This is a genomic window from Thiobacillus denitrificans ATCC 25259 (assembly GCF_000012745.1).
Classification (GTDB): Bacteria; Pseudomonadota; Gammaproteobacteria; order Burkholderiales; family Thiobacillaceae; genus Thiobacillus; species Thiobacillus denitrificans_B.
Map to the genome: position 1 here is coordinate 1120824 of NC_007404.1, position 12812 is coordinate 1133635.

Annotated in this window: 15 protein-coding genes; 2 read left to right on the forward strand and 13 right to left on the reverse strand. The window is 64.8% G+C overall.

The window, feature by feature from the left end; all coding sequences use genetic code 11:
- Nucleotides 1-2 precede the first annotated feature (2 nt).
- The 4 genes from TBD_RS05335 to TBD_RS05350 all read right to left on the reverse strand — a co-directional run bounded on the left by TBD_RS05335 (nucleotide 3) and on the right by TBD_RS05350 (nucleotide 3509).
- On the reverse strand, nucleotides 3-893 hold the full coding sequence (locus TBD_RS05335; protein WP_011311570.1) for a TauD/TfdA family dioxygenase: 891 nt from the start codon (nucleotides 891-893) through the stop codon (nucleotides 3-5).
- Nucleotides 894-970: 77 nt separating this feature from the next.
- Nucleotides 971-1819 carry a putative RNA methyltransferase gene (locus TBD_RS05340; RefSeq protein WP_011311571.1) on the reverse strand — a complete coding sequence of 283 codons (849 nt, stop codon included), beginning with the start codon at nucleotides 1817-1819 and terminating at the stop codon, nucleotides 971-973.
- Nucleotides 1820-1822: 3 nt separating this feature from the next.
- Nucleotides 1823-2200, reverse strand: a complete 378-nt coding sequence (locus TBD_RS05345; RefSeq protein WP_011311572.1) for a hypothetical protein — start codon at nucleotides 2198-2200, stop codon at nucleotides 1823-1825.
- Nucleotides 2201-2312: 112 nt separating this feature from the next.
- The gene (locus TBD_RS05350) at nucleotides 2313-3509 is read right to left on the reverse strand and encodes a sensor domain-containing phosphodiesterase (protein WP_049750282.1); all 1197 of its coding nucleotides are present in this window, start codon (nucleotides 3507-3509) and stop codon (nucleotides 2313-2315) included.
- 292 nt (nucleotides 3510-3801) lie between these two features.
- Between TBD_RS05350 and TBD_RS05355 the strand changes: the two genes are divergently transcribed.
- Entirely contained in the window at nucleotides 3802-4221 is a 420-nt protein-coding gene (locus tag TBD_RS05355; RefSeq protein WP_148203010.1) for a nuclear transport factor 2 family protein, read from the forward strand.
- 9 nt (nucleotides 4222-4230) lie between these two features.
- Here TBD_RS05355 and TBD_RS05360 read toward each other — a convergent pair whose 3' ends face one another.
- The 3 genes from TBD_RS05360 to TBD_RS14750 all read right to left on the reverse strand — a co-directional run bounded on the left by TBD_RS05360 (nucleotide 4231) and on the right by TBD_RS14750 (nucleotide 5640).
- Nucleotides 4231-4545: a DUF3175 domain-containing protein gene (locus TBD_RS05360; RefSeq protein ID WP_011311575.1), complete on the reverse strand. Its 315-nt coding sequence runs from the start codon at nucleotides 4543-4545 to the stop codon at nucleotides 4231-4233.
- Between the two features lie 110 nt (nucleotides 4546-4655).
- Nucleotides 4656-5462, reverse strand: coding sequence for a dioxygenase family protein (locus TBD_RS05365; protein WP_011311576.1), 807 nt, complete (start codon nucleotides 5460-5462; stop codon nucleotides 4656-4658).
- 25 nt (nucleotides 5463-5487) lie between these two features.
- The gene (locus TBD_RS14750) at nucleotides 5488-5640 is read right to left on the reverse strand and encodes a hypothetical protein (protein WP_011311577.1); all 153 of its coding nucleotides are present in this window, start codon (nucleotides 5638-5640) and stop codon (nucleotides 5488-5490) included.
- 307 nt (nucleotides 5641-5947) lie between these two features.
- Here TBD_RS14750 and TBD_RS14755 point away from each other — a divergent pair, with 307 nt between their 5' ends.
- Nucleotides 5948-6295: a hypothetical protein gene (locus tag TBD_RS14755; protein WP_148203011.1), complete on the forward strand. Its 348-nt coding sequence runs from the start codon at nucleotides 5948-5950 to the stop codon at nucleotides 6293-6295.
- A 159-nt stretch (nucleotides 6296-6454) separates the two neighbouring features.
- Here the strand turns inward: TBD_RS14755 and TBD_RS05370 are convergent, their stop codons facing one another.
- The 6 genes from TBD_RS05370 to TBD_RS05400 form a co-directional block, all read right to left on the reverse strand.
- Nucleotides 6455-6877: a hypothetical protein gene (locus tag TBD_RS05370; protein WP_011311579.1), complete on the reverse strand. Its 423-nt coding sequence runs from the start codon at nucleotides 6875-6877 to the stop codon at nucleotides 6455-6457.
- A 228-nt stretch (nucleotides 6878-7105) separates the two neighbouring features.
- Nucleotides 7106-7900 (reverse strand): putative signal transducing protein, encoded by a 795-nt coding sequence (locus TBD_RS14495; protein ID WP_011311580.1) that lies wholly within the window; start codon nucleotides 7898-7900, stop codon nucleotides 7106-7108.
- A 92-nt stretch (nucleotides 7901-7992) separates the two neighbouring features.
- Entirely contained in the window at nucleotides 7993-8580 is a 588-nt protein-coding gene (locus tag TBD_RS05385; RefSeq protein ID WP_011311581.1) for a hypothetical protein, read from the reverse strand.
- Nucleotides 8577-9143: a hypothetical protein gene (locus TBD_RS05390; protein WP_011311582.1), complete on the reverse strand. Its 567-nt coding sequence runs from the start codon at nucleotides 9141-9143 to the stop codon at nucleotides 8577-8579. Before TBD_RS05390 ends, TBD_RS05385 begins: the two co-directional genes overlap by 4 nt.
- A gap of 510 nt (nucleotides 9144-9653) precedes the next feature.
- Entirely contained in the window at nucleotides 9654-11708 is a 2055-nt protein-coding gene (locus TBD_RS05395) for a multicopper oxidase family protein (RefSeq protein ID WP_041432978.1), read from the reverse strand.
- Nucleotides 11709-11985: 277 nt separating this feature from the next.
- Nucleotides 11986-12639, reverse strand: a complete 654-nt coding sequence (locus tag TBD_RS05400) for a PEP-CTERM sorting domain-containing protein (RefSeq protein ID WP_187147205.1) — start codon at nucleotides 12637-12639, stop codon at nucleotides 11986-11988.
- Between the last annotated feature and the right edge of the window lie 173 nt (nucleotides 12640-12812).

The following is a 12812-nucleotide window of genomic DNA, read 5'->3' on the forward strand; positions in this document are numbered from 1 at the left end:
GCTCAGTTCACGAGTTCAGGATTGACCCGGTCGTAGAAACGCGCGCGGAAGAGCAGGCGCTTGTGCGCCGCGTCGTCGCTGTCGACCAGCTTTTCCCGGGTATGCAGCACGTTGTTCGAGATCAGGCCCATTCCGGATTCGAGCCGGCCTTCGATGACCTGTGCCGACTCGTCCGAGATCAGCGACTCGAGCACCTGCCGCGCGGCGGCGACGTCGCTGTCCTCCGACCACGCCATGTCGGTCTTCCGGAACGAGAAGCGGTGGCACAGCGGGCCGTAGGGATTGGTCCAGAAGACCTTGCCGCCGCGGTGCAGGTCGATCTCGCCGCTCGCGGGGTTGCGGTAGTTGAAGCAATCCCGGTTCATCAGCACGTCGAGGGCCTCGGGGGCCTTGTCGCGCAGGTGGATGTAGAGCACTTCGTGGTCGAGCACCTTGTTGCTGCCGCCCTCGAGCGCGGGGCGCTTGCAGAGCAGGAACAGCGCCTGGATCGTGTGGTTCGAGCCGTAGTAGGTCGCATCGGTGTGCCAGTTGCAGTGCCGGGTCGAGAACGGGACCGCGCGGTTCAGGATGCCCGAGTCGGTCAACTCGTCGGACTGCGCGTGCCGCGCCGACTTGTCGGTGCGGCTGACGCCGAGCTGGGCGCCGAGTGCCAGCAGCGAAGCCATTTCGAGCTCCGCGGAACCGGCCGTGAAGACGCACATGTTCGCGCGTTCGACCGTTTCGAGGATCTTGGCTTTTTCCGCGGCGGTGGGCGCCGTCATGTCGCCGAGCTCGACCACGAGGTCGCCGACGTGGCCCGGATAGGCGGCGAGCTTCTCGTCGCGCCATCTGAGGTAATCGTCGTCCGAATCGAGGTCGAACCGGCGGGGATATTTGACGTTCCAGCGTTTCATGATCGGCCCTTAGTGCGGATATTCAGAGGGCAATATCTTAGAACAAAATCCCCAATGAAGCACCATGGGTACCTCTCTTAGACTGCCTCCCGCTCGAAACAGGTGAGCCGCACGTCGACGCCGAGCGAGAGCGCCGTCAGCGCGGCGGCGTCCGCGCGCGCTTCGGCCGTGGCGCGGTAGAGATGCGGCGTCATCGCGAGCAGGTCGGCGATCTCCTGCGCGCTTGCGAGTTCGATGCGAAAGCGCAGCGTCGTCGCCGGTCGCTCGGTGAAGCCCGCCGGGGTCGGCGGGTCCGCTGTGCGTTGCGGCTTCAGCGCGGGGTAGATGATCTCGCGCAGCTCGCGCAGATGCTCGGGCCCGGCGTCGACCTGGATGAGCCGTCCGCCCGGCTTCAGCACGCGCGCGAACTCGGGGTAGACCGGAAAGCCGAACATGCACAGCACGCGGTCGAGCGTGCCCGGCAGTACCGGCAGGTGGGCGTTGCTGCCTACGACCCAGCTGACCCGCGCATCCTGCTTCGCAGCCGACAGCACCGCCCATTTCGAAATGTCGAGGCCCATGAGTGCCAGCCTGCAGCCGGCCGGTGCCGACGCCGCGAGTTGACGCAGGTAGTAGCCCTCGCCGCATCCGGCGTCGAGGCAGGCGACGGTCGCGTCCGGCGGCAGGTCAGCGAGCACGGCCCGGTTCACGGCATCGGCGATCGGCGCGTAGAAACCCGCAGCGAGAAAGCGCCGCCGTGCCGCGACCATCTCCTTGCTGTCGCCCGGATCACGCGAGCGCTTGTGCTGCACCGGCAGCAGGTTCGCGTAGTTCTGGCGTGCGACATCGAAGCTGTGGCCCGAAGGGCAGCGCCATGCGGCGCCGTCGCGCTGCAGGGGCGTGCCGTCCAGCGGGCAGGCGAGCGCCTGGAAGAGCGTTACCGGCATCGCTTATGGCTGCGCGAGAACCGCCTCGAGCCGACGCGCATCCACCGGATAGCTCAGCACGGCGTGGAGGGGAAACAGTTCCAGCAGCTTGCCGATATGGTCTTCTTCGCGCGGATGCATGAACACGATCACTTTCGCCTGCGGCGCGAAGCGCTGCAGCGTGCGGATCGTGACGTCGAGATTCGAGACGTTCGCGCCAGCGTAGTTGTTGCCCCAGCCGTAGATGAACTCCCCGACGAAGAAATCCGGCGGCTGCTTCTGCAGCGCGCGGTGAAGGTTGCGCGCGGAGTCGAAGCGCTGGGCCGCGATGCCGAGCTTCCGATAGAGCGCGGCGAAATCGGGATGGAAAGGCGATTCGACCAGGGAAAAAAGCGTTTTCATGAGACGGGTTCAGAGCGGCGCGATCCGCGCCGCGTCAAGCGGGGCGACCGGCTTCGCATGCCGGATATGGAGGACGCGACATTAAACCAGACAGCAGGCGCCGCCAGAATCCCTAGGCGTCGCCGGGATAGGGCGCCGGACGCCCAAGCAAGTAACCCTGCACCTTGTTCACGTTGAGCTCGCGCAGCGCCTGCAATTCGCCTTCGGTCTCGACGCCCTCGGCGACGACCTTGCTGCCGGTCGCCTCGGCGAAGCGGATGACCGCTGCGGCGAGGGCGCGACGGTCGCCGTCGCGATCGATGCCGTGGATCAGGCTGTAGTCGAGTTTGATCACGTCGGGCTTCAACTGCAGGATGTGGCGAAAGCTCGCGAAGCCGGCGCCGGCGTCGTCGACCGCGAGTCGCAAGCCCTGCTGCCGTAGCGGCGCGAGTGTCGCGGCCACCCGCTCGTAGTCGTTGATCGACGCGTGTTCGGTCACTTCCAGCATCAGGCGTTCGAGGGGATGGCCGTTCAAGGCCGAGGCCAGCGAGCCCTTCAGAATCGTGTTCGGCGAGACATTGAGCGACAGATAAACCGTCGTCGGCAGGCGCGCGACGACCGCCAGGGCCGCGCGAATCGCCGCCAGTTCGAGCTCCTCGTCGAGGCCGACCTCGTCCGCTTCGCAAAACCACGCATCGGGCGTCCTGACGGGTTCTAGCGAGAACCGCGTCAGGGCCTCGTATCCGACGAGCGCATTCGGTTCGAGGTTGAAGATGGGCTGGTAGACGATACGGTAATGCCGGCCGTCGAGCACGGCGCGCACGCGCTCGCGGATGATGTTTTCGCGGGTGGTTTCGTTCGACTTCCTTTCGAGCAGCTTGGCGACGAAATCCGCGAACAGGCGCAAGGTCCCGAGGTCGCGCTCGGTGAGCGACGCGTCGGCGAAGGTGCTGAAGCAGCAGAAGGTCCCGTAGACGCGGCCGTCCCGGAACCGGATCGGCACGCTGAGATGGGCGCCCACCGGTAATTCGGTCGTCACCGGCAGGGCCAGGGCGGCCGGCTCCTGGCAGGCGTCGCGCATCAAGGGAGGCAGGCGTCCGTCGACGACACGCTGGCAATACGACGCGTCGAGCGGGTCCCATGCACCGACCTGAATGACCGAAAAGTCGGCGTCCGCATCGACGTGGCGAAAGATGCGCGCGCCGTCCCGAAACTCTGACACGAACGCGACCTGCATGCCGAGCAGGCTGCGGACCGAACGCAGGGCGTCGGAAACGATCTCGTCGATCTGCTGGGGCGTGCCGCAGACGTCGACGTCCAGTATGCTCATTTTGTCTTCGCGTGTTTGCATACTCGGTTCCGTCCGGAGGGTGATACGTGTCGCGTGCGTGGGGGAAGCACCCTGCACACTAGGTCGCGCCACCATCAAGCGCAACGTTCGACGACCGGCGCGCGCCATTTTTTTTGCGCTTGTGAACGCGTGAAACACGCCTGTCATGGCCCGCCCGTGAAAGCGAAGGCACAAGGAAACATTCCACGCCCGGCGCGCTCAAAATAATTTGAAATGAATGCGACGGCGGCGCTTTGCACGAGGCACCGACCGCCGACCCAAGGAGGTGCTCATGACCTACACAAGCAGCGACAGACAGGTGATCGAACTCGAGCGCGGCTACTGGCAGGCGCTCAAGGACAAGGACATCGACGCCGTGCTGAGCATGACCGACGATCCCTGCATCGTCAGCGGTGCTCAGGGCGTCGCTGAGATCGACCACAAGACATTCGAGCAGATGATGCGATCCGCGCCGTGGACGATCGACGCCTTCTCGCTCGGCGATGACGTACATGTACGCATGCTGAGCGAGGACGTCGCCGTCGTCGCCTACAAGGTCCACGAAGAACTTTCCGTCGAGGGCAAGCCGCTCACCCTCGATGCGGCCGATTCGTCGACCTGGGTGCGGCGCGGCGGCCGATGGCTCTGCGCCGCGCACAGCGAAGCACTCGCGGGCGATGCCTACGGGCGCGACCGGCGTTCGGCGGGCTGAGGCGCAGGATCAGTGCCGGCGAGGCCGGCCATACAAGGCGCGCAATTCGTCCTTGGCGGCTTCGAGCCGAGCCCTTTGTTCGGCCGTGAGCTGGCGGCCGGCGCGGTTGATGAAGAAGACGAGCATCGACATCGCCGAACGGAATGGCGTCGTCTTTCTGCGGTCGCTTCGCTCCGCCGAGCGCTTGAGCGAGCGCGCGATCGCACGCGGGTCGTCAAGCCGGAATACGCCGGCTTCGAGGTCGAGGGCATTGCTGTGGGCCGTGACCTGCTGGGACCAGCGGGCGCGTCCGGCGGAACCGCGTGTCTGCCGAGACGGTTTCACGCAACGCCCCTTAGGAAGCATCGGGCGAACGCGCGGGACGCCCGCTCGGGCCGCCCGTCGGGGCGGCGAGGCCGGAGCAAGAAAGCGCCGTATGAAAACATGATCGCCCGCTACCGTAGCGGCGCGCTGCTGTCGGCGCCCGGCAGGCCGAACGCGAACGAGTCCATCGACAGCACCTCGTAGGTCATGCCGCCTTCGATCAGCCGGGTTGCGTCCCGCGCATCACTGGCGCCCGCGGCCACCAGCAGCGGCAGATAATGATCCTCGCTCGGATGCGCGCGCGCAGCGTGGGGCGCGCGCCGGCGATAGTCGACCAGTGCCGCGACATCGCGGGCCTCGACCGCACCGCGAACCCAGTCGGCGAATTCCTGCGCGTACTCGGGATCGCGGACATGCTGGCGGAACTCGTAGAGATTGTGCGTAAGGCTGCCGGAGCCGACGATCAGCACGCCCCGCCTGCGCAGCGCCGCGAGCGCCCGACCCAGACGCAGCGCGCCGGCTGCATCGATGTCGTGCGGCAGCGAGACCTGAAACACCGGCTTGTCGGCCTTCGGGAACAGATGCCGCAGCGGCACCCAGGCGCCGTGATCGAGCCCGTGCCGTTCGTCGAGTCCCGCGTCGAATCCGGCCTGCGCGAGCAGTGTCGCAGCCTCTTGCGCCCATCGCGGCGCGCCCGGCGCGGGGTATTGCAGCGCATAGAGCGGCGCCGGAAAACCGCTGAAATCATGAAGGGTTTCCGGCGCCGGGCTGCTGCCGACGCGCAGCCCACGGGTTTGCCAGTGCGGCGACACGACCAGCACCGCGACGACGTCCGCGAGCGATTCACCGAGCGCGCGCAGGTTCGCGCCGAGCAGTCCCGGCTCGAGCGCGAACATCGGCGAACCGTGGGAAATGAAGAGGCAAGGGGCGGGAGTCATGAGGCCGGGCCGGACCCGCTTCGCGTCAGTGCCGACGTTTGAAGAACTGGATTTCGCGCTCGTGCTTTTCCGCCGCTTCGCGCGTCGCGAACGTCCCGAGGTTGCGCCGCTTGCCGGTCTTCGGGTCAGTCTTGATCGAATAAATGCGGTATTCGCCGGACTTGAGTTTCCTGATCATGGGATGCCTCCTTCGGATGAGCGCCCGAGCGGCCGTCGGCCGCGTCGGACCGGGGATATATCGCTAGAGGCGGGCGCAGGATCCGAAGTTCCTCTGTCTGCCGGCCGCTGCGAGGGCTTGCGCGCGGCTTCGGGGGCGCCATCGGGTTCAAACAAGAGGCCTGTTGATCATGATGCGCATTTTGTGGACTCGGACCTGCACGCCGCGCTTCTGCGAGGTGCGGCAATCCGTCGCATTGCCAGCGGGGAAGCCTGCTCGTTAGCATGGCTAAGGTAACCGAAAGACCCGGGCATTAAGGAGTCACGCCATGCGTATCCCTCTGACCTTCACCGTCCTGGCGGCGACCATTCCAGCCATGGCCGCGGCCGGCGCTTGCCGACACCACGGCATGCACCACGTCAGCTTCTCCGCGGCGCCAGCAGTCAGTGCAGCTGAACCTCAGTCGCCCGGCGCCCAACTCGTCGGTGCGTATTGCACCCAATGCCATCTCCAGCCCAGCACGGGACAACACGCCGCAGAGGAATGGCCGCATGTAGTGTCGCGCATGCTTGGCCACATGCGCCACTTCGCGGGCGGTTCCAGCGCGATCGCATCGCCGACCCGCCAGGAAGTCGCCGCGATACTCGATTACCTGCAGAGAAACGCAAGCAACTAGGCCGCATGGCGCGCAAGGCTCACGCTTGACGCGTGAAATCGGCAGAGGCCTCGCGTCTCGACGCGGGAAAGCCGTCCATCGTCTTTCGATGCTCGCGCTCGGGCGGAACAGTTCGACTTTCCCGGGAACTTGCCCCGAGGCAGTCGCCGCCTCGCTGCTTTATTGCGTGGCGCCCGGCGAGCTCGCCTTGATCGCTCGCATCATCTCCTGTTGCAGAACGGGCATCAGATCGGCCATGTAGTACTTCATCTTCCCCATCGCCGAGCGCGCCTCGGGCTGCTTGATGAAATCGACGAACAGCCGCAGTTCGCCCACCGTGAGATGCTTGGCGAGGCTTTGACGCGCCGCGTTCTCGAGCACTTCCACCCGCACGCTCTTCGTCATGACGTCGATGAACTGCTGGCGCCTTTCGGCCGGGAGCTGCCTGGACATCTCCTGGGCCATGTCGGCCATCAGCGCCTTCATCGGGATGTAGGAGAAATACTCGTTGATGAGCGCGGCCTTGGTGTCGCGCTCGCTCGCCGCGAAGGCCGGACCGGTCAGAAAGAGGGACAAAGCCAGCAGGGTCAGAATGCGTTTCATCGTTGGTCTCCTATCGGTATGTGATCGCGGCTCGAACGGAAAGCGGCTTCCATCTCGGAGTGCGGACGGTTTCGCGCGCGCGAATGACTGTTTGCGGCGCGTCCTCGCCGGGTCTTTAACTTCGATCGCAACCCTGCGTCTGCTCGGACGCGATATTGTCTCTCTCGTGTCGGGACTGCCTTTGCGCCACGACGCGTTTGAAGGGCGCGGACAACGCGATCTATTCGTTCACCGTGCAGAAATGGCTTGTTTGCCCGTGATCTCGGCCGCGGGCGAGTAGGTGTAACGCGTGTCGAGCCTGCCGTCCTTGTCGACGTCGACCTCGGCAGCGGTCAGCACGCTGAGTCGATAGTGCTCGACGCGGACCGGCAAGGCCGTATGGGGGTTGAGGTATTCCACGGATGCCAGTACGCCGTGTTGGTATGTCATCTTCAAATCGACGATGGTGTCACCATCGGTATCCACCTCGCCTGATTCGTAGTTGCCCGCATGAAAGCGGTATCCGGTTTCGAAGTTCCCGTCGAAGTCGTCATCCGCTTCGGCCGATACCACATAGCCGCGCCTGTCCGCGACTTCCAGGTAGTCGGTTCTTCCGTCGAGATTGCGGTCGACCCGGGTACCCAGAAATGTACCGCTCGGCGAATAGCGCCAGACCTGGTCGAGAACGCCGTCATGGTTGTAGTCGACTCCGTCATTGTTCATGGGTGCACGGAAGAACAGGAATGCACCGACGACGCCAATCAATACCCCGGCCAGGACACCGCCGAAACCTCCTGCCAGCGGTTGGGCCGGCGGTGGAGTCGGCTCGGATACCTCCGTTGCTTCCCAACGCCGAATGACGGCTCTCGCCCGCTCGTAGTCGTCATCTTCGACCACCAGCCGAACCAGGCCGCTGGCCGGAAGTTCGCCCACGGCGCCCTGAAGATAGGCCCCGTCCACCCGCGAGGGTATGCCTTCGTGCTGCAGGAGATCGTGAAGCATGTGGGCTTCGAGGGCGTTTGACGGTTCGTATACGGTTTTCATCGGTTCCGGTTGGCGGATGCCGGGGTCGTTTCGAGGGACCCAGCCTGGCAGGCGGCCCGCGGTACCAGCGCCAGCGCCGGTTGTGTTCGATATCAGCGAACCCGTTTCAGCAGCGATGGCCGAACCTGAAGCGGGGCGCCCCCGGCCGTCTTCAGCGCTGCAGCGATATCCCTGCGCTCGTCGACGACCTCCACCTTCGTGATGCGGTTGAAGTCGTTGCGGTGGTAGCGCAGCGTTCCGATGTAGACCGCACGCGCGCCTTCCGGAACGTCGAAATAATAGCCGCCTGGAAACCAGAGGCGGTCCTGTTCGCGGACGTCGAGGTAGGTCACGGCGCCGTTGAGAAAGGTCCGCTGGCGGGGTGCCTTCACGATGAAGGGCACGCCCCACTCGGCCTCCAGGCTGTCCCGGAAGTCCGAGCCGGCGAACGCGGAGGCATCGACCGGTCTGTTTTTAGCACCGGTTGCCATCAGCACGTGGTTCAGCATGCGTTCTTCGCCGAATACGTTCCAATACCGCCGCTGCTCGAACTCGCCATTGATCGGCGGGACCAGTTCGATCTTGCCGATGACGATCACTTCGGAGGCCTCTGTCTTCAGGTCGGTCGCCGGCGGTAGGGGGCGCGGCAGGGCGCAGGCCTGGAGCGCCAGACATAAAACCACCAGAAGCGCCTTCTTCATTTCAGCTTGGCCAGTTCACGCCGGACCCGCTCGGCGACCACCGGCTCGTCCTGCACGTTCTTCAGGATTTCCTCGAGCTGCTCGCGCTTCGACGGCGCGTCACGGGCCGGCGCGACGTCGAACTTGCCCTGTTCGAAAAAGCCGGTCTTCACTTTCGTCAGCTTGTAAGAACCGAGCGAATAGACCCCCGGGTTTTTGATGGCCACTGCGCCGACCTTATCGCCCTGCTTGCCAAACGAATACTCGTAGATCGTGTTGCTGCAGAGGAAGCCCAGGCATCGTTGGCCCGAGGCGGACTCTGTCTTGTGCGACCCGTTGGGAAGCACCATCGAGTAATAGAGAAATCCTTCCTTGAATTTGATCACCCGCGCCGGGTAGTACGGCTCGGCCGTGTGGGGACGGAACTGGTAGATGTTGACCGCATGCAGGCGGTTGGCGTCCACGTCGGTGATGTCCAGCCAGCCGTAGGCCAGCGAGCGGTCATGGAGTTCCGTGATCCGCGTTCCTGTCGCGCAGGCCGAGACCAGCAGTGCCAGACAAACCAGTGTCAATCGTTTCAGCATGAATACCCCCTGATCGTGTTATGCGAGCCGGGTCGGCTCTTTATTGAATCCCCGGCGTTTTAGCGGCAGCCATTTGTTGATCTTGAGCGGACGAGGGGATTAACACCCGGGGGACATGGATAGCGCGCGTCGGATTCAACAATGGGGGAAGTGCCGGTGTCGCACGCCATGCGCGCCCCCGTCGATCCAGTGCGCGGGGAGAGATAGCGGAAGTTGACGCTGCGCCGCCCCGATTCGATGCCGGTGGCGTCCGGGACGGAACAGTTCGACGATGCGCGGCTCGGTTCCCCACCGCGCGGGTGACTGCAGGCCGGCCGGCGGCGGGACGTAGGAGGCGATCAGGCGGAACAGCTCGCCGGTGAAGGCGCAGGCAGGGCGATAAGGAAGGGGCCGGGCCCAAGGCAACCGATGTTCGGCTGAAAGCCGGAAACAGGTGATGCGTGATTGCGCGACGTGGACCGGGATCGGGTAGGCCAAATGCGCGAAGCGGGTCTCGCCTCCCCGACCTTCCTAACCGGGCTGACCAGGCCGAACCGGACCGACGCGAAACGGCCGCATCATCTCGTTGTCCTCGTGCTCGAGGATGTGACAGTGCCAGGTGAACTGGCCGGGCGTGTTGAACCGCGCCCGCACGCGCGTGACGTGCCCGGGATAAGCGATGACGGTGTCCTTGAAGCCTGTCTCCCAGGCTGCGGGCGGCGCAGGCTCGGAACCGGGAGCAAGCGCGACCCTGCCCTCGGCCTCGTCCACGACGATATCCTGCCGATTGACGACTTCGAACGCGACCTCGTGGATGTGGATCGGGTGGGCGTCGCCGGTGGCGTTGTAGATTTCCCAAACCTCGGTGGCGCCCGTTTCCGGGTTTTCGCTGACCGGCTCCATCCACAGGCGCCCGGTGCACACGCCCGTGCCATTGCCGTCGAAGGCCACGGTGCCAAGCAGCGCCTCGACCGGCGCGTCCTCGAAGGCCGCCGACATCTCCTCGAGCAACGCCAACGGGCGGGTGACGGTTTCGGGCGGCAGCGGCGTGATCGCCGGCAACTGCAGGAACGCGGGCGGCGTGCTCGGATCGGGCCTCGCCGCCGGCGCGACGCGGAACTGCATGATTTGCCCGGTCGTGTCGGGGTCGGCGGCGTCGAATTCGTCTTCCAGACCCGGAAAAGGCTCGTCCGGCCCGACGTTGCCGAGCACGTAATGGCCAGGCGGAACGTTGGTGAAATCGACGATCACGTCCGCACGCTCGGCCAGGCCCATCAGCAGCGTGTTGTCGTTGATCGCGGTGAGGTTCACGGGTGCGGCGAGGAAGCCGCCCTCGTTGCCGATCTGCCAGACTTCCACGCCCGGAATGTTGCCGAAGTCCAGGATCAGGAAGCGCGACTGGCAACCGTTCAGGAAGCGGAAGCGGTAGCGCGCCTGCTCGACGGTCTGGAAAGGCCAGGTGTTGCCGTTGACCGTCATCATGTTGCCGAAGAACTCGGGGTTCCAGATCGGCGAGAGGTCGGACTCCGGAACGAAGGGGCCCGCGACCCCGTCGAAAAACGTGCGCGTGTCCGGATAGAACAGCGAGCCGTCGGCGTTGAACGAACGATCCTGGATCGCCATCGGGATCTCGCGATAGCTCTTGTTGGGCGGGAATTTGTCGTGCTCCCGCGGGGCCGGTCCCGGCAGTATGGCGGGCGTCCCGGTTCGGCTGTCGATCACGGTGTCATCGCCCGCGGGGCCGCCGCGGATGATGTAGAAACCGGCCGGGCCGGCGTATACGTTGAGGCGGGTCATGCCCAGGGTGTGGTCGTGGTACCAGATGGTCGAGGCGCGATTCTTGTTCGGATACTGGAAGACCGCGTAGCCCGGACCCCAGGTGACCCCGAACTTGGCGGCGGCCTTGTCGGCGAAGAAGCCGTACCAGCTACCCTCGGTCGCAAAACCCGGCGGGATGCCGCCCGCGGCGGGCAGATACCAGGCTTCGGCGTAGCCGTCGCTCTCGTCACCCACGCCCGCCGCACCATGCACGTGCGTGACGATGGGCACCGGCCCGTCATAGGGGCCGGGCGTCTCCGTGAAAGTCGGTCGCGTGTCGCGTCCTGTTGCGCCGCCGGGCGGGTTCGCCCAGTGCAGCGTCGGGTCGACGGGCAGCAGATGGGGCACGAAGTTGCCCGCCGCGTCCTTGAGATCGTTGATCCACTTCACGCGCACCGGCGTATCCCACTTGGCCTCGATCGTCAGCGACGGCGCATTGTGCAGCAGCAATCCTTTCTTGCTCGCGGACGTCACCGCGCCGTAGCCCCAGACCGGCGTGGCGGGCAGGCCTACGGGGAGGATCTGCTGATGGAGGGGCTTCATCGAGATCTCGTAATAGTCGACGTTCTTGCCGGCGCGAGCGATCTTCGCTGCTCGCGGCATCACGGGCGGGATCAGCAGCGGCGTTTCGAATTTTGGAACCCCGCGCGGGTCGAGCGATCCCCCGGGGATGTCAGCGATCGCCTTGCGGATCCCGAATCGGTCGAACGCGAACCAGGTCAATACGGTGCTTGCGGTGTATTTCAGGAATGCGCGACGTGTGACCATACGCTTGCCCCCCTTTGCCGATCGGATGAACCGCGCGAAGCCTTCCGCTGCGACGCCCCCGAGCATTCAGCACGGGCCAGTCGTCGCCGTCAGGCCGATTTTTATTGTGTAAATCTATTCTTAGGTCGGCTTGGGGGGGTCTGCCAAGGGGCGAGCCCCGGCCGTCACATACAGGCCGCCATATCGACCTCCTCGTCCGAGACGCAGCCGGCGGCATCGCCACGGATGAACTTCCCCTGGCCCCAAGTTCACCGGCCCCGCGCGGAGTGCGCAAGGATCAGCGATCGATTCTTCTTCTTCCAATCGCGGGGACCGAGCGATATTGCCCTTCGCCCCTACGGAAAAACATCAACGCTGGGAGCAGGAGCATCAGCCACAGCGTTCCGGGCTCGGGAACGGCAGCGACAGTTGCCGTGATCGTGTAATTGAAACTGGCATCGTAAGAGGTCTGGAAGCCACGCCACACGAGCGTCTGCCCGTCCCACGTCCCTTCCGATCCGGTTCGTGGCCCTGTCACCCATCCGCTACAGGATCCGGGGCCGACGAACAGGAAACAGGGATTGTCTTGTATCTCGAATGACTCCCCGCTCATCAGCCCCAAGTCGCCGGACAGGCTCAGACCAAGATCCAAGGCTTCCGAGGTCAGGTTGCTCGTAATCAGGTTCAACAGATCCCGCTCAACGTCGGGGTAACCGAAGCCAAACTGCCAGTGCTCGTGAATCGCGTTGGCGTCGACGTTGCCGGCAATCGCGAACGCCTGGGGCGGCGCCGGCGGCGGGCAGTCGATGCCCCCGAACTGGTCAACCGTGCAGATCGGGAATGGGGAATTGGGTGTGTAGAGAACTTCGCTGCGCGCAGGATCGATTTCCAGCAGGACCGCCTCGGACGCTTGTGAGAATAGCGTCAGCAGGAGCAAGGCGAGGGCTGACATGAGCGTTCCCAGGCGGGGGTTCGCCGATTTGCAGATGGTGGTTCGCATCGCGGATTTTCTCCAGAAGTGAATGCAGGACACGTGGCCGTTCAATCCGCTTTATTTGTAAGTTTTAGGTATCCATGCGGGCAGAGCATGAGTCATGCCATCGTCTCGAACGACGACTTTTTCCG

Bases quoted from the DNA above. Each gene is read 5' to 3' on its own strand.
- TBD_RS05335 (WP_011311570.1), bottom strand. From the start codon at position 893: ATGAAACGCTGGAACGTCAAATATCCCCGCCGGTTCGACCTCGATTCG.
- TBD_RS05340 (WP_011311571.1), bottom strand. From the start codon at position 1,819: ATGCCGGTAACGCTCTTCCAGGCGCTCGCCTGCCCGCTGGACGGCACG.
- TBD_RS05345 (WP_011311572.1), bottom strand. From the start codon at position 2,200: ATGAAAACGCTTTTTTCCCTGGTCGAATCGCCTTTCCATCCCGATTTC.
- TBD_RS05350 (WP_049750282.1), bottom strand. From the start codon at position 3,509: ATGAGCATACTGGACGTCGACGTCTGCGGCACGCCCCAGCAGATCGAC.
- TBD_RS05355 (WP_148203010.1), top strand. From the start codon at position 3,802: ATGACCTACACAAGCAGCGACAGACAGGTGATCGAACTCGAGCGCGGC.
- TBD_RS05365 (WP_011311576.1), bottom strand. From the start codon at position 5,462: ATGACTCCCGCCCCTTGCCTCTTCATTTCCCACGGTTCGCCGATGTTC.
- TBD_RS14750 (WP_011311577.1), bottom strand. From the start codon at position 5,640: ATGATCAGGAAACTCAAGTCCGGCGAATACCGCATTTATTCGATCAAG.
- TBD_RS14755 (WP_148203011.1), top strand. From the start codon at position 5,948: ATGCGTATCCCTCTGACCTTCACCGTCCTGGCGGCGACCATTCCAGCC.
- TBD_RS05370 (WP_011311579.1), bottom strand. From the start codon at position 6,877: ATGAAACGCATTCTGACCCTGCTGGCTTTGTCCCTCTTTCTGACCGGT.
- TBD_RS14495 (WP_011311580.1), bottom strand. From the start codon at position 7,900: ATGAAAACCGTATACGAACCGTCAAACGCCCTCGAAGCCCACATGCTT.
- TBD_RS05385 (WP_011311581.1), bottom strand. From the start codon at position 8,580: ATGAAGAAGGCGCTTCTGGTGGTTTTATGTCTGGCGCTCCAGGCCTGC.
- TBD_RS05390 (WP_011311582.1), bottom strand. From the start codon at position 9,143: ATGCTGAAACGATTGACACTGGTTTGTCTGGCACTGCTGGTCTCGGCC.
- TBD_RS05395 (WP_041432978.1), bottom strand. From the start codon at position 11,708: ATGGTCACACGTCGCGCATTCCTGAAATACACCGCAAGCACCGTATTG.
- TBD_RS05400 (WP_187147205.1), bottom strand. From the start codon at position 12,639: ATGTCAGCCCTCGCCTTGCTCCTGCTGACGCTATTCTCACAAGCGTCC.